At 68.2% G+C, this 17,723-nt stretch carries 17 protein-coding genes; 9 read left to right on the top strand and 8 right to left on the bottom strand.

Going from position 1 to position 17,723, the window contains the following annotated elements:
• The first annotated feature begins 47 nt into the window (after window positions 1–47).
• From HWX36_RS25945 to HWX36_RS25920, 6 genes are all read left to right on the top strand, one after another.
• Window positions 48–548: a MerR family transcriptional regulator gene (locus HWX36_RS25945; RefSeq protein WP_175955995.1), complete on the top strand. Its 501-nt coding sequence runs from the start codon at window positions 48–50 to the stop codon at window positions 546–548.
• The gene (locus HWX36_RS25940) at window positions 545–2,101 is read left to right on the top strand and encodes an MFS transporter (RefSeq protein ID WP_175955993.1); all 1,557 of its coding nucleotides are present in this window, start codon (window positions 545–547) and stop codon (window positions 2,099–2,101) included. The genes HWX36_RS25945 and HWX36_RS25940 overlap by 4 nt, the downstream gene beginning before the upstream one ends.
• A 38-nt stretch (window positions 2,102–2,139) precedes the next feature.
• On the top strand, window positions 2,140–2,973 hold the full coding sequence (locus HWX36_RS25935) for a M90 family metallopeptidase (RefSeq protein WP_175955991.1): 834 nt from the start codon (window positions 2,140–2,142) through the stop codon (window positions 2,971–2,973).
• 157 nt (window positions 2,974–3,130) lie between these two features.
• Window positions 3,131–3,391, top strand: a complete 261-nt coding sequence (locus HWX36_RS25930; RefSeq protein WP_006753671.1) for a type B 50S ribosomal protein L31 — start codon at window positions 3,131–3,133, stop codon at window positions 3,389–3,391.
• Between the two features lie 144 nt (window positions 3,392–3,535).
• A complete protein-coding gene (locus tag HWX36_RS25925; RefSeq protein ID WP_175955989.1) occupies window positions 3,536–5,368 on the top strand; it encodes a glycosyltransferase family 39 protein in 1,833 nt (610 codons plus the stop codon).
• Between the two features lie 2 nt (window positions 5,369–5,370).
• Entirely contained in the window at window positions 5,371–6,732 is a 1,362-nt protein-coding gene (locus HWX36_RS25920) for an MATE family efflux transporter (RefSeq protein ID WP_175955987.1), read from the top strand.
• 11 nt (window positions 6,733–6,743) lie between these two features.
• Here the strand turns inward: HWX36_RS25920 and lipA are convergent, their stop codons facing one another.
• The 6 genes from lipA to HWX36_RS25890 form a co-directional block, all read right to left on the bottom strand.
• Complete coding sequence (lipA, locus tag HWX36_RS25915) at window positions 6,744–7,709, bottom strand: lipoyl synthase (RefSeq protein WP_175955985.1); 966 nt, start codon at window positions 7,707–7,709, stop codon at window positions 6,744–6,746.
• Window positions 7,710–7,711: 2 nt separating this feature from the next.
• A complete protein-coding gene (locus HWX36_RS25910) occupies window positions 7,712–8,827 on the bottom strand; it encodes an acetoin dehydrogenase dihydrolipoyllysine-residue acetyltransferase subunit (RefSeq protein ID WP_175955983.1) in 1,116 nt (371 codons plus the stop codon).
• 4 nt (window positions 8,828–8,831) lie between these two features.
• Window positions 8,832–9,836: an alpha-ketoacid dehydrogenase subunit beta gene (locus HWX36_RS25905; protein ID WP_175955981.1), complete on the bottom strand. Its 1,005-nt coding sequence runs from the start codon at window positions 9,834–9,836 to the stop codon at window positions 8,832–8,834.
• Between the two features lie 54 nt (window positions 9,837–9,890).
• Window positions 9,891–10,874 (bottom strand): thiamine pyrophosphate-dependent dehydrogenase E1 component subunit alpha, encoded by a 984-nt coding sequence (locus HWX36_RS25900; protein WP_175955979.1) that lies wholly within the window; start codon window positions 10,872–10,874, stop codon window positions 9,891–9,893.
• 77 nt (window positions 10,875–10,951) lie between these two features.
• Entirely contained in the window at window positions 10,952–11,728 is a 777-nt protein-coding gene (locus HWX36_RS25895; protein WP_175955977.1) for an SDR family NAD(P)-dependent oxidoreductase, read from the bottom strand.
• Window positions 11,729–11,787: 59 nt separating this feature from the next.
• Complete coding sequence (locus HWX36_RS25890; RefSeq protein ID WP_175955975.1) at window positions 11,788–12,846, bottom strand: NAD(+)/NADH kinase; 1,059 nt, start codon at window positions 12,844–12,846, stop codon at window positions 11,788–11,790.
• Window positions 12,847–13,380: 534 nt separating this feature from the next.
• Between HWX36_RS25890 and HWX36_RS25885 the strand changes: the two genes are divergently transcribed.
• Window positions 13,381–15,297 carry a sigma-54-dependent Fis family transcriptional regulator gene (locus HWX36_RS25885; protein ID WP_175955973.1) on the top strand — a complete coding sequence of 639 codons (1,917 nt, stop codon included), beginning with the start codon at window positions 13,381–13,383 and terminating at the stop codon, window positions 15,295–15,297.
• A 20-nt stretch (window positions 15,298–15,317) separates the two neighbouring features.
• Here the strand turns inward: HWX36_RS25885 and HWX36_RS25880 are convergent, their stop codons facing one another.
• Window positions 15,318–15,767, bottom strand: coding sequence for a carboxymuconolactone decarboxylase family protein (locus tag HWX36_RS25880; RefSeq protein ID WP_175955971.1), 450 nt, complete (start codon window positions 15,765–15,767; stop codon window positions 15,318–15,320).
• Window positions 15,751–16,212, bottom strand: coding sequence for a MerR family transcriptional regulator (locus HWX36_RS25875; protein WP_175955969.1), 462 nt, complete (start codon window positions 16,210–16,212; stop codon window positions 15,751–15,753). The genes HWX36_RS25880 and HWX36_RS25875 overlap by 17 nt, the downstream gene beginning before the upstream one ends.
• A 286-nt stretch (window positions 16,213–16,498) precedes the next feature.
• Between HWX36_RS25875 and HWX36_RS25870 the strand changes: the two genes are divergently transcribed.
• Together HWX36_RS25870 and HWX36_RS25865 are read left to right on the top strand one after the other, a co-directional pair.
• On the top strand, window positions 16,499–17,107 hold the full coding sequence (locus tag HWX36_RS25870; RefSeq protein WP_175955967.1) for a helix-hairpin-helix domain-containing protein: 609 nt from the start codon (window positions 16,499–16,501) through the stop codon (window positions 17,105–17,107).
• 88 nt (window positions 17,108–17,195) lie between these two features.
• On the top strand, window positions 17,196–17,633 hold the full coding sequence (locus HWX36_RS25865) for a YidB family protein (RefSeq protein WP_175955966.1): 438 nt from the start codon (window positions 17,196–17,198) through the stop codon (window positions 17,631–17,633).
• Window positions 17,634–17,723 lie beyond the last annotated feature (90 nt).

Here is a 17,723-nt window from a genome sequence, read left to right as displayed (position 1 = left end):
GTTGATCTATAATCGCGTCATCGCCCCGATCGATTCCCCGTCTCCCGATGCCGAACGACGCCTCCACCCCGCTGCTGACCGTGAGCGACGCCGCATCGCGCCTCGGCGTCACGCCGCGCACGCTGAAGTATTACGAAGAACGCGGGCTCGTCACGCCATCGCGCAGCGAAGGCCGCTACCGTCTCTACGACGAAGCCGATCTCGAACGCTTCGCGCGCATCCTGCGGCTGCGCGCGCTCGGCTTCTCGCTGCACGGCATCACCGAAATGCTGAAGCGCCCACTGGAAGAAACGGGCGACGGCCGGCGCCGCTATTCGGACGCGTCGCTGCGCGACATCCGTACCGGCCTTGCCGAGCAGATCGACACGCTCGACCGGCGGATCGCGGCCGTCCAGCGCGAACTGAAGGAAGCCGTCACGCTGCGCAAGGAGTTGCAGCACGACATCGACTACGTCGAGCGGCGTCTCGCCGGAGAAAGCCCCGATGCGCTGATCGCGCAGCGGCAGGCCGAGGCCGGCTCGCGGCGCACGCGCAAGGACCGCGAATGAACGCGGTGCCCGGCCGCTCGCCACTGTGGAGCCGCGCCAACCTGCGCGCGGACCTGTTCCCGTGGGCGCTTGCACTCGTCACCGGCATCGACTATTTCGACAACGCGGCCTTCTCGTTCTTCGCGAGCTACATCGCAGGCGGCATCAACGCGTCGCCCGACGAACTCGTGTGGTCGTCGAGCGCGTATGCGGTCACGGCCGTGCTCGGCATCCTGCAGCAGCAATGGTGGGTCGACCGGCTCGGGCATCGCCGCTACGTCGCCGGCTGCATGCTGATGTTCTCGTTCGGCGCGATCGCGGCCGCGCTCGCCGACACCTCGCTCGAACTCGCGTTCGCGCGCGGTTTTCAAGGATATTTCATCGGCCCGATGATGGGCGCGTGCCGGATCCTGATCCAGATCAGCTTCAAGCCGCAGGAACGGCCGCCCGCGACGCGGGCGTTCCTGATCATGATCCTGCTCGGCAGCGCGCTCGCGCCGATCGTCGGCGGCCTGCTCGTCGCGCATTCGACGTGGCGCGCGCTGTTCGCGTGCTCGGCGCCGGCCGGCATCGCGTTCGCGATCCTCGCGCTGCTCACGCTGCCCGATTCGGGCCGGACACCCGACGACGAACGCGGATCCGGGCACTTCTGGCCGTATGTCGTGTTCGCGCTCGCGCAAGGCGCGCTGCAGATCGTGCTGCAGCAGGTGCATTACCAGCTCTACAGCGGCTCGCCGATGCTGATCCTGCTGACGATCGCGGGGCTCGGCGCGCTTGCGTGGTTCGCGTATCACCAGTGGAACCATCCGAAGCCGCTCGTGCGGCTGCACGCGTTCCGCGAGCGGACGTTCCAGGTCGGGCTGCTGCTCTACATGTTCTATTACTACGAGTCGACGGGCTTCAGTTACCTGACGTCACGGTTTCTCGAAGGCGGGCTCGGCTATCCGGTCGAGAACGCCGGGCGGCTGGTGGGCGCGATGTCGCTGATTTCGGCCACCGCGCTGTTCGCGTACCTGCGTTACGCGAAATTCGTCACGCACAAGAAGTGGTTCGTCGTGCCGGGCTTCGCGATCGCCATCACGGCCGCGCTGTGGATGACGCGGATGACGCCGCAGGTCGGTGAAGCCGCGCTGATCGTCCCGTTGCTGCTGCGCGGATTGCTGCTGCTCTTCATCGTGCTGCCAGTGGCCAACCTGACGTTCCGGATCTTCGCGATCGACGAATATACGCACGGCTACCGGCTGAAGAACATCGTGCGGCAACTGACGATCTCGTTCGCGACGTCGTCGGTGATCATCGTCGAACAGCACCGCGTGGCCGTGCACCAGACGCGTCTCGTCGAGCGCGCGAACGTGTTCGACCCCGCGTTCCAGCAGACCGTCGACGCCCTGACGCGCAGCTATGCAGCCGCCGGCCACGCGCTGAACGAGGCGCACGGCCTCGCGATCGCGTCGATCGCGCGCATGGTCGCGCAACAAGCGTCGTTCCTCGCGTCGCTCGACGGCTTTTACTTCCTGGCGGGCGTGGCGCTGGTCGGCGGCCTCTTCGCGGCATGGCAAAAAGAGATCGATTGAGTTAAAAGACAGGCTTTGGATTTCCGCGAGCCGCCTTCATGCTCTCGAAACTGACCCGCTGGTTCGACGACCGCCGCCGCGACCGCGCGCTGCGCAGCCACCCGATCCCCGACGCGCTGTGGCAGGACACCGTCGAGCGCCTGCCGTTCCTCGCGGCGCTGTCGCCCGACGCGCTCGGCCGGCTGCGCGAACTGACGAGCCTGTTCGTCGCGAAGAAATCGTTCTCGACCGCGCACGGGCTGGAGCTGACCGACGCGATGATCGTCGCGATCGCCGCGCAGGCCTGCCTGCCCGTGCTGAATCTCGACCTGTCGCTGTACGACGGCTGGGTCGGCGTCGTCGTCTATCCAGGCGAATTCGTGATCCGCAAGACGGTGCAGGACGAGGACGGCGTCGTCCACGAAGTCGAGCAGGATGCGAGCGGCGAGGCCTGGGAAGGCGGCCCCGTGATCCTGTCCTGGGAAGACGCGCAGATGACGGACGGCCGCGATGCGTACAACGTCGTGATCCACGAGTTCGCGCACAAGATCGACATGGTCAACGGCGCAGCCGACGGTTATCCGCCCCTATTTCGACGCTGGCACGCGCCTCACCTCGATGCGCAGGCCTGGGCCGACGTGTTCGAGCACGCGTACGACCAGTTCTGCGCGCGCGTCGACGCTGTGCCGGACCGCGCGTGGGCGCGCTTCGAGCGGGACTCGCTGATCGATCCGTATGCGGCCGACCACCCGTCGGAATTCTTCGCGGTATGCAGCGAAGCGCTGTTCGTGCGGCCGAAAGCGTTCGAGTCCGAATTTCCGGAGCTGTACCGGTTGCTCGCGCGCTACTACCGGCAAGACCCGGCCGGCACCGGCGCACTCGACGCACCGTGAAAATTATTCGTCAACCATCTGATTTTCTGGCATAATCGCCGTTTTTCGACCTTAGGCAAGTGGCTCGCGCCGGGCTTGGCGTCGCCTGGTTTGCGCAATGTGCGCGCGCCGGCACGGCAAGCGGCGGGTTGGCTACCGCTCTCACCAAGGAAAGACCATGAAAGAAGGCATCCACCCGAACTACCGCGAAGTCGTCTTCCAAGACATGTCGAACGGCTTCAAGTTCATCACGCGCTCGACGATCCAGACGCGCGAAAACATCGAACTCGACGGCAAGACCTACCCGCTCGCCAAGATCGAAGTGTCGTCGGAATCGCACTCGTTCTACACGGGTCAGCAAAAGATCATGGACACGGCAGGCCGTGTCGAGAAGTTCAAGAACAAGTTCGGCGTACGCGCCAGCGGCAAGGCGAAGTAAGCTTCGCATTGCATCCGGTGGTTGCAACGCACCGGTGTCGCACAAAAGGGCAGCCCAGGCTGCCCTTTTTTGTCTCCGCTCGCCCGGCAGGCGCCGGGCGGCGCCCGGGCATCGACCTGACGCGCAACAGCGGGCGCGTCTACAATGCCGGATGCTCGAAACCGGCTCGACCGCGCACCTCCGCGCCGGCCGCCCGCCCATAACAAATCGCTCATCTGCATGAAGCCTGTCGTCCGTCTCACCGCCTCCGCCACGCGCGCGCTGCCGCGCTGGCTGCTGCTCACACTCTGCTTCGTCTACGCAGCGTTCGGCCTGTTCGGCCGCGACCCGTGGAAGAACGAGGATGCGGCGGGCTTTGGCGTGATGTGGACGATGGCCAAGGGCGGCTGGCACGACTGGCTATTGCCGAACCTGGTCGGCAAGTTCATCACGACCGACGGACCGCTCGGCTACTGGTTCGGCGCGCTGTCGATCCGCGGCCTGGGCCCGTGGATCGACGCGAGCAACGCGTCGCGCGTCGAAACCGGCGTGCTGTTCTGCGTCGCGTGTGCATTCGTCTGGTATGCGGCCTACCTGCTCGGCCGGCGTGCCGAGGTCCAGCCGTTCAAATACGCATTCGGCGGCGAGCCCGAGCCGCGCGACTACGGCCGCACGCTCGCCGACGGCGCGCTGCTGGTTCTCGTCGCCTGCTTCGGTCTCGCGGAGCGCGGGCATGAAACGACGCCGCAACTCGCTCAGTTTGCGTGGATCGCGATGCTCGTCTACGGGATCGTGCGCGGCATCGACAAGCCGATGCAGGGCGCGCTGTGGTGGGGCGTCGCGATCGGCCTCGTCGCGCTGTCCGGCAATCCGGTACTGGTCGTCGCCCTGCTCGTCGGCACGGCCGTGCTGTGGATCGTCACGCCCGAGATGCGCAACCTGAGCCTGCCGCTCGTCGGCGTGCCGCTCGCAGCCGCGATCTTCGCGCTGTGGCCGCTGGCCGCGTTCGTCGCGGCGCCCGACGACGCCGCATGGTTCTTCAACCAGTGGATCCACGGCAGCCTGATGCGCTTTTCGGGGCCGCCGACCGCCGTGCTCGGCTATGCGGCGAAGAACCTGCCGCTGTTCACCTGGCCCGCGTGGCCGCTCGCGATCTGGGCGTGGTGGAGCTGGGCCGGCATGCGCCGCCGTGCGCACGTCGCGATTCCGCTGTCGGTCGCCGTGCCGCTCGTCGCGCTCGTGATCCTGCAGAGCCAGCAGTCGAACCGCATGTACATGCTGCTGTTGCCGCCGCTCGCAGTGCTCGCGACGTTCGCGCTGCCAACCCTCAAGCGCGGCGCGATCAACGCGATCGACTGGTTCGCGGTGCTGAGCTTCACGATCCTCGGCACCTTCGTGTGGCTCGTGTGGCTCGCATCGCTCACGGGCTTCCCGCATCCGCTCGCGCGCAACCTCGCGCGCCTCGTGCCCGGCTACGAACCGCATTTCAAGATCCTGTCGTTCATCTGTGCGGTGATCGCCACCGTGTGCTGGTGCTTCCTCGTGCGCTGGCGCATCTCGCGGCAGCCGAAGGTGCTGTGGCGCAGCGTCGTGCTGTCGGGTGCGGGCACCACGCTGATGTGGGTGCTGCTGATGACGCTGTGGCTGCCGATCGTCAACTACGGCCGGACCTATCGCGACGTCGCGCAGCAGATCGCGGTGCACCTGCCGTCCGACTACGAGTGCATCTCGCCGGTGCGGCTCGGTGACGCGCAGATCGCGACCTTCGCGTATTTCGGCAACATGCGCTTCGATTTCTCCGGCGACTGCGACGTGATCCTGCGTCAGGACCGCGCGGACTTCGGCGAGCCGAGCTCGGTGTCGCAATATGTGTGGCGTCTCGTGTGGGAAGGCCGCCGCGCCGCCGACCGCGACGAGCGCTTCCGCCTGTACGAGCGCATCGAACGGCCGAAGACGCCCGTCAAGCGACGTCCGCCGCGCCGCCAGCCGGCCAATTGACGATGTTCGGCGACATCCGCCGGATCGTCGGTCTCGCGTGGCCGGTGCTCGTCGGCCAGCTTGCGATCATCGCGTTCGGCGTGATCGACACCGCGATGGTCGGGCGCTACTCGGCCGTCGATCTGGCCGCGCTCGGGCTCGGCTCGTCGATCTACATATCGATCTATATCGGCCTGACGGGCATCCTGTCCGCACTGCAGCCGATCACCGGGCAACTGTACGGCGCGCGACGCTATGCCGAGATCGGCGAGGAAGTGCGCCAGGCGCTGTGGCTTGCGCTGCTGCTCGCGGTGCCCGGCTTTCTCCTGCTGCATTTTCCCGAACCGCTGCTGCGCGTCGCGCACACGCCCGCCGCGCTGCACGAGCGCACCGTCGATTACCTGCGCATCCTGTCGTACGGGCTGCCCGCCAGCCTCGTCTTCCGCATCTACAACGCGCTGACCAACGCGGCCGGCAAGCCGCGCCTCGCGATGATGCTGCAGATCGGCGCGCTGCTGCTCAAGTTTCCGCTCAACGTGTGGTTCATCTTCGGCGGGTTCGGCGTGCCGGCCCTCGGCGGCCCCGGCTGCGGGCTCGCGAGCACGCTGATCAACTGGGCGCTCGCGCTGATCGGCTACACGCTGCTCGCGAAGCTCGACGTGTTCGCGCCGCTCGCGATCTTCTCGCGCTTCTGCTGGCCGGCCTGGGAACGCCAGAAGGCCATCCTGAAGCTCGGCGTGCCGATGGGCCTGTCGTACCTGATCGAGGTCACGTCCTACACGTGCATGGCGCTGTTCATCGCGCAGTTCGGCACGACGACGCTCGCCGGCCACCAGATCGCCGGCAACATCGGCGCGGTGCTGTACATGACGCCGCTGTCGATCGGCGTGGCGGCGTCGACGCTGGTCGCGCGCGCGCTCGGCGCCGGGCAGCCCGAGGAAGCCCGGCTGCTCGGCCGGCACAGCGTGATTTTCGCGTGCGGCATTGCCGCGACCTACGGCCTGCTCGTGTTCGTGCTGCGCCCGCTGATCATCGGCGGCTATACGCCGAACCCGGCCGTCGCCGCGGCCGCGATGCCGCTCGTCGCGATCGTCGCGTGCTACCACGTCTTCGATGCGCTGCAGGTCACGTCGGCGTTCGTGCTGCGCGCGTACAAGGTCGCGGTCGTGCCGACCGTGATCTATGCGGTCGCGCTGTGGGGCGTCGGGCTCAGCGGCGGCTACGTGCTCGGTTTCGACGTGGGCGGAATCGCGCCCGCGTGGCTGACTGGCGCGCGCGGTTTCTGGTTCGCGAACACGATCAGCCTGATGCTCGCCGGCGCCGGGCTCGTGCTGTACCTGCGCCGCGTCGGTCGCGCGCATGCCTCCGCTTTCGCGTCCGCCTGACGCGCTGCCCGCTACGTCTCGTCCAGCACGTCGGCCGCGTGATAAGACGACCGCACGAGCGGGCCCGCGACGACTTCCCTGAAACCGAGCAATCGTGCCTCGTCGCGCCACGCGGCGAATGCGTCCGGGCTCACGTAGCGCCGCACCGCCAGATGGTGCGCGGACGGCGCGAGATACTGGCCGAGCGTCAGCACGTCGACGTCGTGCGCACGCAGGTCGCGCAGCGTGTCGCGCACTTCGTCGTCGCACTCGCCAAGGCCGAGCATCAACCCCGATTTCGTCACCAGCTCCGGCCGCGCCCGCTTCGCCTGCGCGAGCAGTTCGAGCGAGCCGCGATAGTCGGCGCCCGGTCGCGCTGCGCGATACAGCGACGGCACCGTCTCCATGTTGTGGTTGAACACGTCGGGCCACGCCGCCGACAACGCATCGAGCGCGCGGCCCACGCGGCCTCGGAAATCCGGTGTCAATACTTCGACGCCGATACCCGGCACGCGCGCGCGCACCGCCGCGATGCATGCGGCGAAATGCGCGGCGCCGCCGTCGCGCAGGTCGTCGCGGTCGACCGACGTGATCACGACGTAGCGCAGCCCGAGCGCGGCAGCCGCATCGGCCAGCCGCGCGGGCTCGTCGGGATCGAGCGGCTCGGGACGGCCGTGCGCGACGTCGCAGAACGGGCAGCGCCGCGTGCACAGGCCGCCCATGATCATGAAGGTCGCCGTGCGCTGCGCAAAGCATTCGCCGATGTTCGGACACATCGCCTCCTCGCAGACGGAATGCAGCCGATGGTCGCGCAGCATGGCCGCCATGCCGGCGACCGCCGCGCTCATCATCGGCCGGGCGCGCAGCCACGGCGGCTTCGGCAATGCCGCACCGGCCGCGGGCTCGACGCGCACCGGAATGCGCGCGAGCTTGTCGCGGCTTCTCGCACCCGGCTGGCCGAGCGCCGTGAGGCTGGGTCGTTCGAGCGCGGCGGCCATCGTCAGTCTCCGAGAAACGCGACGATCAGGCGGTTCACATCGGCGGCCGCCTCCATCTGCACCATGTGCCCGCTGCCGGCGATCACCTCGACACGTACGCCATCCGGCAAACCCTGCGCGTGCTGCACCGGGATCACCTGGTCGCGCTCGCCCCAGATCACGAGCGTGCGGGGCGCAAGCGTCGCGAGCCGGTCGCGGAACACGCGCCGCTGCGCGGCGCCGTCGAACGCGGCATGCGCGATCTTCTCCAGCGCAGCCTGCACGCCTTCGAGCCGCTTGTACTTGACCAGATCCTCGACGAGCTGTCGCGTGACCAGCGCGTTGTCCGCGAACAGTGCGCCGAGATGCGGCTTCAGCGTGTTGCGGCTGTTGCCGGCGACGAAGCCGTCGATGTAAGCGCGGTTGATGTCGGTGCCGAGCCCCGCGCTCGCGATCAGCGTGAGCGACGCGACGCGTTGCGGTGCGCGCCCGGCCGCCGCCATCGCGACCGCGCCCCCCATCGAATGGCCGATCAGGTGGGCCTTGTCGATGCCCTTCGCATCGAGCAGCGCGAGCACCGCGTCGGCCAGTTCATCGAGGCTGCCCGTCTCGACCGCCTTGCCCGACTCGCCATGGCCGGGCAGGTCGAGCGCCCACACCGGCCGGTGCGCGGCGAGATCCGCGTGATTGAACAGCCAGTTGTTGAGGTCCCCGCCGAAGCCGTGGATCAGCACGGCGGGGGTGCCGCCGCCTTCGCCGAGCTTCAGGAAGCGCACCGTCCGGCCGCCGATCTGCGCCTTTTCGGGCTGCGGGCCCGCGGCTTCGTCGGAAGCCGCGCTCGGCACGAAATCGCGCTGGAAATCGGCGATCGCCGCATCGATGTCGGCATCGCTCGCGTCGTCGGCCGCGAGGACGCCGAGCAGCGCGCCGACCGGCAGCGTCTCGCCTTCCTGCGCGACCTGCCGGCGCAGCGTGCCGTCGAACGCGCATTCGACGCCCGACGAGATCTTGTCGGTCTCGACGTCGAGCACTTCGTCGCCCTTCGTCACGCGTTCGCCGAGCGCCTTCAGCCAGCCGTTGACCTGCCCCTGCTCCATCGACAGCCCCCACTTGGGCATCGTGATCATGTGAATCGACATCGTGTCAGCTCCTCGTCTTCAGGACCGCCTGCGCAATCGTATCGGCGGACGGGATATACAGGTCTTCCAGCACGCTCGCGAACGGCGCGGGCGTATGCGGCGCGGTCACGAGCTCGATTGGCGCCTTAAGCGTTCGGAACGCGCGCTGCGCGACGAGCGCGGCGATGTCGGTCGCGATCGAGCAACGCGGGTTCGCTTCGTCGACGACCACCACGCGCCCGGTGCGCTCCGCGCTTTCGAGGATCGTTTCCTCGTCGAGCGGCGACGTCGTGCGCAGGTCGATCACGTCGACCTGGATGCCGTCCTTCGCGAGCTTCGCGGCCGCGTCCATCGCGAGATGCACCATCCGGCCGTACGTGACGATCGTCGCGTCGTCGCCGTCGCGCATCACGTTCGCTTCGCCGAACGGAATCGCATAGGACTCCTCCGGCACGTCGCCTTCACGGGTATAGAGCAACTTGTGTTCGAGGAAGATCACGGGATCGTCGTCGCGGATCGCCTGGATCAGCAGCCCCTTCGCGTCGTACGGCGTCGACGGGCACACGACCTTCAGCCCCGGAATGTGCGTGAACAGCGACGTGAGCATCTGCGAATGCTGCGCGGCCGCGCGCAAGCCCGCGCCGTACATCGCGCGAATCACGACCGGCGTCACCGCCTTGCCGCCGAACATGTAGCGGAATTTGGCGGCCTGGTTGAAGATCTGGTCGAAGCACACGCCCATGAAATCGATGAACATCAGCTCCGCGACGGGCCGCATCCCGCACGCGGCCGCGCCGACCGCCGCGCCGATGTAGCCGCCTTCGGACAGCGGCGTATCGAGCACGCGGCCCGGAAACTTGTGGAACAGCCCTTTCGTCACACCGAGCACGCCGCCCCACGCGTCGTCCTCGCCCGGCGCACCCGCGCCGCCTGCGTTGTCCTCGCCCATCACGATCACGCTGTCGTCTCGCGCCATTTCCTGCGCGAGCGCCTCGTTGATCGCCTGCGAATAAGTGATCTTCCTTGCCATGTCTGTCTCCTGGAATGTTCGGTTCGCCGTGCCGGCTGCGGTGTCAGGCCGTGCTCACGGGTACGACACGTAGACGTCGGTCAGCAGGTCGGCTGCATCGGGTACCGGCGCGGCCTTCGCCTGCGCGACCGCATCGTCGATCAGCGCCTTGACCTGTGCATCGACCGCGCGCAGATCGGCGGTCGTCAGCGCTTCGGCCCGCACAACGCGCGTTTCGAAATGCTTCAGGCAGTCCTTCTCGTCGCGCAGCTTCTGCACTTCGCCAGGTGCACGATAGGTTTGCGCATCGCCCTCGAAATGGCCGAAGTAGCGCGTGAACTTCACCTCGACGAGCGTCGGGCCGCCGCCGTTGCGCGCACGATCGACGGCCTCGCCGAGCGCTTCGTGCACCGCGAAGAAGTCGAAGCCGTCGACGATCACGCCCGGCATCCCGAACCCGTTCGCACGATCGGCGATGTTGTCGGTCGCGACCGACCAGCTCGACGACGTCGCTTCCGCATAGCCGTTGTTCTCGGCCACGAAGATCGCGGGCAGCCGCCACACCGACGCGAGGTTCATCGATTCGAAGATCACGCCCTGGTTCGATGCGCCGTCGCCGAAGAAGCACACGCCGACGCCGCCGGTCTTCCTGTGCTTCGCCGCGAGCGCCGCGCCGCAGACGAGCGGGCCGCCCGCACCGACGATCCCGTTGGCGCCGAGCATCCCCATCGCCAGGTCGGCGATGTGCATCGAGCCGCCCTTGCCGTGGCAGACGCCCGTCTTCTTGCCGTAGATCTCGGCCATCATCCCGTGCACGTCGACGCCCTTCGCGATGCAATGGCCGTGGCCGCGATGCGTGGTCGCCACGTAGTCGTCGAGGCCGAGGTGCAGCATCGTGCCGACCGCGGACGCCTCCTCGCCCGCATACAGGTGAACGAAGCCGGGGATCTCGCCGGTCGCGAATTCGACGTGCAGGCGCTCCTCGAATTCGCGAATCGTGCGCATCAGCCGGTAGGCGTCCAGCAGCTTGTCCCTGCTGAGCTGTGTCGAAGCTGTCATGTGTGTCTCCTGGGTAGGTCTGACTGCGAATGCCGACTCGGCCGGGCCGTGGCGACGGATTGCACGGCCTGCGGCCGTCAGTGGAACGTGAAGCAGCCGTCGATGTTCACGGCCTGGCCCGTCACGTTGTCCATCGTCGCGAAAAACAGCGCGAGCCGGTCCAGGTCTTCCGGCGTTTGCGGGCGGCCCTGCGGAATCAGCGTCAATGGGTGCCGCTGCCACGACGCCTCGACCGATTCGCCATCGGCCTTCCATTCGTCGGACAGGCGGTCCCACATGCAGGCACGCCCGATGCCGGGGCAGATCGCGTTGACGGTCACGCCGTCGCGCGCGACCTCCTTCGCGAGTGCATTCGTGAAGCCGACAGCCGCGAATTTCGATGCGCTGTCATGCGCGAGATTCGGAAAGCCTTCCTTGCCGGCGATCGACGCGACGTCGACGATCCGGCCGCGGCCCTGCGCCTTCAGCGGCGCGAGCGCCGCGCGGCAGCCGAGGAACGTGCCCTTCGCGTTCACGTCCATCACGAAACCCCGGTCGCGCTCGGTCAGTTCGCGGACCGGATGAATGCTGATCACGCCCGCGCAGTTCACAAGGATGTCGAGCCGGCCGAGTTCGGCAAGCGCCTGCGCAACCATCGCATCGACCTGCGCGGCCTGCGTGACATCGACCTTCGCGACCGCCACCCGGCGGCCGAGCGCGCGTACCTCGCGCGCGATGGCATCGCGTGCGTCGTCGAGCAGGTCGGCGAGCAGGATGTCGGCGCCCGCGCCTGCGAACGTCAATGCAACGCCGCGACCGATACCGCGCGCACCTCCGGTGACGATGGCGACCTGTCCGTCGAGTGGGGTTGTCATGGCGATGTCTCCTGGGTGATCGTTATGGATGTCGAAATGTCGCTCGGCAACACGGCGCCTCAATAGCGCCGCTCGCCGGCATCGCGCAGCAGTTGGCGTGACGACGCGTAGCGCAGCGTGCGGCCGACGTCGACCGTCAGCGGCCCGCGCCAGTCGAGCGAGATCTCGTAGCGATCGCCGCGCGCGACCTCGATCTCGCGCTCGCCATCGAACGCGAGCGTGCCGCGCTCGAACGGGATCGCCTGCCATGCACCGGGCTCGAGCCGCTCGCAACTGCGCATCACGACGCGATCGACGCGGCCCGGCGCGATCGGTGCGACGAGTGGCGTGCCGGCCGTCTGGCCTTCGGCCGCGAAGCGCATCGCGAGCCCGTGCGGCGCGCTGCGTTCGAGCGGCGCCCACGCGCCGCCGAGCGCGGACAGGCCGATCCCGTCAGGTTCCGCAAATGTCAGGTAGAGCGAATCGATGTCGTCGGACCCCGAGATCGCACGGGCGCCGATGAAGCGCAGCCGTGCCGCGCAGACGTCGACGAGCGCGATCTCCTCGCGCCCCGGCTGCGCGCCCGCCACGCAGCGCACGACGAGCCGCTTGTTGCGCGTGAACGCGACTTCGGCCGGCACCGCGCCGGTCGCGGCGAGTCCTGCCGCGACCCCGGCGACGGTGGCTTCGCGATGCTCGGGAAACGCGTTGTTGGTGCCGGTGGACAGCGCGACGAGCGGCGTCGCGCCGCAGTGCGCCGCCACGGCGCGATGGGTGCCGTCGCCACCGAGCACGACGATCAGCGCGACCTCCATCCGGTGCAGGTACGCGGCGCCGGCCTGTGTATCGGCGACGGTGTCGGTGATCGGCAGGTCGACGAATTCGACTTCGGGCCAGCGCTCGTGCGGCGCAACCGCACGATGCGTGTCGAGCGCTCGCAGCAGCAGCGTCGCGATGCCCGTCCGGTCGCGCAGCGTCAGCACGCGCTCGACGCCCATCGCGCCGAGGCCGGCCAGCAGGCGCACGATCATGTTCGCCTTCTCCGCCGTCGGAAATACGGATGCATGCGTCGTGAGGCGGCGGATATCGCGCCCCGATGCGGGGTTCGCGATCACGCCGACGGTAACGGGCGTCGTCACGGGTTCGTCTCCATCCGGTTGGCCGGCCCCGGTGCATGGGCGTGCGCCGCAGCCTTGCCTGTCTCGTCCGCTGCCATCGCCGGGCGGCGGATCGTCGTCGACGCGACCGCGCCGACTTGCCCGTGATCTCTGCAAGCGGCGTGCCATCGTGCGTGCGATGCACGTGAAACCCTTGTGAATGTTGACGCGGCGGGGATGCAGGCGCTCCCCGGTTCGCGACAGGCAGGACGGAGCACGCGGCAATTCGGCTCGTGCGTCTCACATCGCCGATGCGACGAAACGGTCCTCGCGCCACCGGCGCAAGCATGCCGTTGCGCTCGCAAACCCCGTGGTATCGCGGCACCACGCATGCCACGTCATGCGGGACGATCTCCGCAAGTCGCACACGAACGCGTCTCAACATCACGAGACGGCCCGCGATACCGGTGAGACGAACGTCTCACGCCGGTCACGTGCTGCGATGCAATGTGATCCGTCGAACGGGATGTGCTACAAGAACAGCGCATTCCCCGCCGTACGGAACCGGAGCCGACCATGCCTTACGCCGTCCCCCAGGCCCAGCACGCCGACCGTGTGCTCGGCGCGCTCGCCGGACGCCTGCCCGCGCCGGCCGAATCGTCGCGCCTCGTGTCGTCGTGGCAGCGGTCGCTGGAGCGCTACCGTCTCGACCCCGCTTCGTCGATCGGTCCGCGCGTGCTGACCGCGGCCGAGCTGCGCGAAGTGCGCGACAAGGAGGAGGCGTTCCTGCGCGCGTCGGGCCAGTGCCTGACGCGGCTGCACGACATGATCCGCGTGGCCGACTACTGCGTGATGCTGACCGACGCGCACGGCGTGACGATCGACTACCGGATCGACCGCGAGCGCCGCAACGACTTCCGCCACGCCGGGCTGCATATCGGTTCGTGCTGGTCGGAAAGCGAGGAAGGCACGTGCGGTGTCGCGAACGTGCTGACCGATCTCGCGCCGATTACCGTGCACAAGACCGATCACTTTCGCGCGGCATTCACGACGCTCACCTGCAGCGCGGCGCCGATCTTCTCGCCGGGCGGCGAACTGATCGGCGTGCTCGACGCGTCGGCCGTTCATTCGCCCGACGGCCGCGACAGCCAGCGTCTCGTCTATCAGCTCGTGCGGCAGAGCGCGGCGCTGATCGAGGACGGCTACTTCGTGCACAGCACCGCGCACCACTGGATCCTGTTCGGGCATCCGAATCGTCACTACGTCGAAGCGCAACCCGAGTGGCTGATCGCGTTCGACGAATGCGGCAATATCGTCGCCGCGAACCGGCAGGCACGCGATGCGCTGCCGGCGCTGCGCGAACCGCGCCATATCGACGAGATCTTCGATGCAACCGAGATGCCGCTGCGCGATGCCGCGCGGCTCGATGCGATCGTCGCGCTGCGGCTGCGCGCGACCGGCGCGCCGCTCTATGCACGGCTGCGTGCGCCGCTTCGGCGCACCGGCCGCGAACCCGGCACGGCCTCGCGCCGCCCGGGCACCGTGCAACGCCACGTCGGCGCGCTGACGCCGTTCCTGCACAGCAGCGACGCGCATATCGCGCAGCAGGCCGAGCTTGCGCTGCGTGTCGCGAGCAAGCGGCTGCCGATTCTCGTGCTCGGCGAAACCGGTGCGGGCAAGGAAGTGTTCGCGCGCGCGATCCACGACGCCGGTGCACGACGTGCGCGGCCGTTCGTCGCCGTCAATTGCGGAGCGCTACCGGAAGCGCTGATCGAGAGCGAATTGTTCGGCTATGCGGCCGGCGCGTTCACCGGCGCACGCAAGCATGGCGCGCGCGGCAAGATCGCGCTCGCCGACGGCGGCACGCTGTTCCTCGACGAAATCGGCGACATGCCGCTCGCGCTGCAGACACGCCTGTTGCGTGTGCTCGCCGATGGCGAGGTCGTGCCGCTCGGCAGCGACACGCCCGTACGCGTCGATCTCGACGTGATCTGCGCGACGCACCGCGATCTTGCACGCATGGTGGCCGACGGCACGTTCCGCGAGGATCTGTACTACCGGCTGAGCGGCGCGACGTTCGAACTGCCGCCGCTGCGCGAGCGTGCCGACGTGCGCGACGTGATTGCCACCGTGTTCGCCGAGGAGGCGCAGGCAACCGGCCACGTGCTGACGCTCGACGCGACGCTCGCCGAACAACTCGCCGCGTACCCGTGGCCCGGCAACGTGCGGCAGTTGCGCAACGTGCTGCGCTACGCGTGCGCGGTGTGCGACGCCGCGCGCGTGACGCGGCAAGATCTGCCGGCCGATATTGCCGCGACACTCGGCGGCGTGGCGACCGGCACGCTGCCCGACGACGAACGCGGCCGCATCATCGCCGTGCTCACCGCGCATCGCTGGCGGCCCGACGCGGCCGCGCAGGCGCTCGGCATCTCGCGGGCGACGCTGTACCGGCGCATCGCGAAGCACCGGATCGTCGCGCCGCATCGCGCGTGACGCGCCGGCGCATCTACCGCTCACGATGCATGCGCCGCCGCTTCGCGTGCGTTCGCGGCGTCACCCGTCTTGCCGGCCGCCTCGGCTTCATCGCGCCGCACGAACACCTCGTGCGCGGCGAACAATGCGTTGAGCGCGGCCGGAAAACCCGCATACACGGCCATCTGCATGAACACCTCGACGATCTCGTCGCGCGTGCAGCCCACGTTGAGCGCGGCCTCGATATGCACTTTGAGTTGCGGCTGCGCGTTGCCGAGCGCGGCCAGCGCCGCGATCGTCGCGATCTCGCGCGCTTTCAGGTCGAGTTGCGGCCGGCTGTAGATGTCGCCGAAACCGAATTCGACCAGGAGCCGGCCGAAGTCCGGCGCGACCGGCGCGAGGGCCGCGATCACGCGCTCGCCCACTTCGCCGTCGATTTCCTTCAGTTTGTTCCAGCCGCGCGTGTAGCGGTCTTCAACGAGTCGTTCCATTGTGTCCGTCCTGTTCCGATGGAGAGTGAGAAGGTTTCGCCCGTCTCGCCGCATCCCGCTCCTGTGCTTCGTAGTACGCGATCTTGTCGCTGATCACGTCGAGGCTCGCCTGCAGCTCCGCGATATGCGCGCGCACCGCATCGCGATGCTCGACCAGCAGACTGCGCCGCGCACCGAAGGTCGCTTCGCCTTGCGCGCGCAGCGCCGCGAACGCCTGCATCTGCGCGATCGGCATACCGGTCGCCTTCAGGCGCATCACGAAGGCCAGCCAGTCAAGGTCGGCCGGCGCATAGAGCCGGTGCCCGGCCGCCGTGCGCGAAATGGCGCGCAGCAGGCCGGCCTGCTCGTAGTACCGCAGCGTATGCGTCGACAAGCCGGTCATTTCGGCGACCTGGCCGATCGTCAGCGGGCCGGCGGAGGAAGGTTGGGTTACGGTTTTCGACATGGCAGGAACAAGGTTAGGAGTTAGAGTTCACTCTAAGTCAAGCCCTGTCGAACGGCCAGTGCGACGATCATCGGCGATACCTCGCCGACACCGTAAAGAATGGTCAAAACCGCCGCCCGGCGCGAGTTTCGGCCTTTACAGCGCCGCAAGCCTTCAGCAAGATTCGGTCAGCCTGTCTTAAAAAGGGCACGCATTTGTCCTATGCTTAACGGCGACGCCCGGCCGGGTCTCGCTCCGCCGTTCGTTGCAACAGCCATTCATCCGTCAGAACCAGGGAGCCTTTGCCATGCTGAAAAAGCTGCTGATGCTGTTCGTCGCGCTATCGCTGTCGCTCGCCGCAGGCCTCGCGGCGGCCGTCGAAGTCAACACGGCTGACCAGGCCGCGCTCGAATCCGTGAAGGGTCTCGGGCCCGTGAAGTCGAAGGCGATCATCGACGAACGCACCAAGAACGGCCCGTTCAAGGACGCGGACGATCTCGCGAACCGCGTGAAGGGCCTCGGCACGAAGTCGGTCGGGCATCTCGAGGAAAACGGCCTGACGATCGGCGGCTCGTCGACGCCGCCGAAGGGGGTGAAGCTGTCGAAGCCGGCCGCGACGACTTCGGCCACCCCGTCGGCAACGACGTCGGCAGGCACGGCGTCCACGTCCACGACCGCGACGGCCGGCACGACGGCCACCGCACCGGCGCCGGCGGCCAGCGCGCCGGATGCGGCGGCGAAGCCGGCCAAGGCCAAGCGCATGACGAAGAAGGAAAAAGCGGCCGCGGCAGCGGCGGCATCCGCCGATGCGGGTGCGAGCGCACCGGCCGCGGCGTCGTCGGCAGCGACGAAGGGTTCGAAGAAGAAAGGCAAGAAGGACAAGGCAGCCTCCGCCGCCGCGGCGTCGGGCGCCTGATGTGCGCCGCGCGCGCGACGGCGTGCGCGCGGCATTCGTTCAACGGGCGCCCACTGCGTGGCGCCCTTATCGGTAAAGGTGAAGAACCATGGGTCTCCTCGACATCGTTGGCGGTCTGCTCGGCAGCCAGGCCGGCGGCAACTCGCAAAGCGCGCTGATCACGACCGCGCTCGAATTCATCAACAACCAGCCGGGCGGCCTGAATGGCCTGATCGAGAAATTCAAGGCCGGCGGCGCCGGCGACATCATCGGCTCGTGGGTCGGCAACGGCCAGAACCAGCCGATCTCGCCGGACGCGCTGCAGAACGTGCTCGGCTCGGACGCGATCGGCGCGCTCGCGAGCAAGTTCGGCGTCGATCCGTCGATGGCCTCGACCGTCCTTGCGCAAGTGCTGCCGCACGTCGTCAACCACGCCACGCCGGACGGCACGGTGCCGGCCGACGGCCAGGCACAGGTCGACCCGTCGAACGTGCTCGGCTCGCTGTCGCAGATCGCCGGCATGTTCGGCGGCAACAAGCAGGGCTGACGCGCAGCGTCGTTGCGACGCGCCATAAGCAAACACCCCGCCGAGGCGGGGTGTTTGCTTTTGCACGCCCGGCGCAAACCGGGCGGCAGG

Source organism: Burkholderia sp. BCC0405, from assembly GCF_902833075.1.
GTDB lineage: Bacteria > Pseudomonadota > Gammaproteobacteria > Burkholderiales > Burkholderiaceae > Burkholderia.
The sequence above is the reverse complement of the archived record's forward strand: the minus strand, read 5'-3'. Positions and strand labels throughout refer to the sequence as shown.

Coding starts and splice junctions, on each gene's coding strand:
- HWX36_RS25945 (WP_175955995.1), top strand. CDS start 48: ATGCCGAACGACGCCTCCACCCCGCTGCTGACCGTGAGCGACGCCGCA.
- HWX36_RS25940 (WP_175955993.1), top strand. CDS start 545: ATGAACGCGGTGCCCGGCCGCTCGCCACTGTGGAGCCGCGCCAACCTG.
- HWX36_RS25935 (WP_175955991.1), top strand. CDS start 2,140: ATGCTCTCGAAACTGACCCGCTGGTTCGACGACCGCCGCCGCGACCGC.
- HWX36_RS25930 (WP_006753671.1), top strand. CDS start 3,131: ATGAAAGAAGGCATCCACCCGAACTACCGCGAAGTCGTCTTCCAAGAC.
- HWX36_RS25925 (WP_175955989.1), top strand. CDS start 3,536: ATGCCGGATGCTCGAAACCGGCTCGACCGCGCACCTCCGCGCCGGCCG.
- HWX36_RS25920 (WP_175955987.1), top strand. CDS start 5,371: ATGTTCGGCGACATCCGCCGGATCGTCGGTCTCGCGTGGCCGGTGCTC.
- lipA (WP_175955985.1), bottom strand. CDS start 7,709: ATGGCCGCCGCGCTCGAACGACCCAGCCTCACGGCGCTCGGCCAGCCG.
- HWX36_RS25910 (WP_175955983.1), bottom strand. CDS start 8,827: ATGTCGATTCACATGATCACGATGCCCAAGTGGGGGCTGTCGATGGAG.
- HWX36_RS25905 (WP_175955981.1), bottom strand. CDS start 9,836: ATGGCAAGGAAGATCACTTATTCGCAGGCGATCAACGAGGCGCTCGCG.
- HWX36_RS25900 (WP_175955979.1), bottom strand. CDS start 10,874: ATGACAGCTTCGACACAGCTCAGCAGGGACAAGCTGCTGGACGCCTAC.
- HWX36_RS25895 (WP_175955977.1), bottom strand. CDS start 11,728: ATGACAACCCCACTCGACGGACAGGTCGCCATCGTCACCGGAGGTGCG.
- HWX36_RS25885 (WP_175955973.1), top strand. CDS start 13,381: ATGCCTTACGCCGTCCCCCAGGCCCAGCACGCCGACCGTGTGCTCGGC.
- HWX36_RS25880 (WP_175955971.1), bottom strand. CDS start 15,767: ATGGAACGACTCGTTGAAGACCGCTACACGCGCGGCTGGAACAAACTG.
- HWX36_RS25875 (WP_175955969.1), bottom strand. CDS start 16,212: ATGTCGAAAACCGTAACCCAACCTTCCTCCGCCGGCCCGCTGACGATC.
- HWX36_RS25870 (WP_175955967.1), top strand. CDS start 16,499: ATGCTGAAAAAGCTGCTGATGCTGTTCGTCGCGCTATCGCTGTCGCTC.
- HWX36_RS25865 (WP_175955966.1), top strand. CDS start 17,196: ATGGGTCTCCTCGACATCGTTGGCGGTCTGCTCGGCAGCCAGGCCGGC.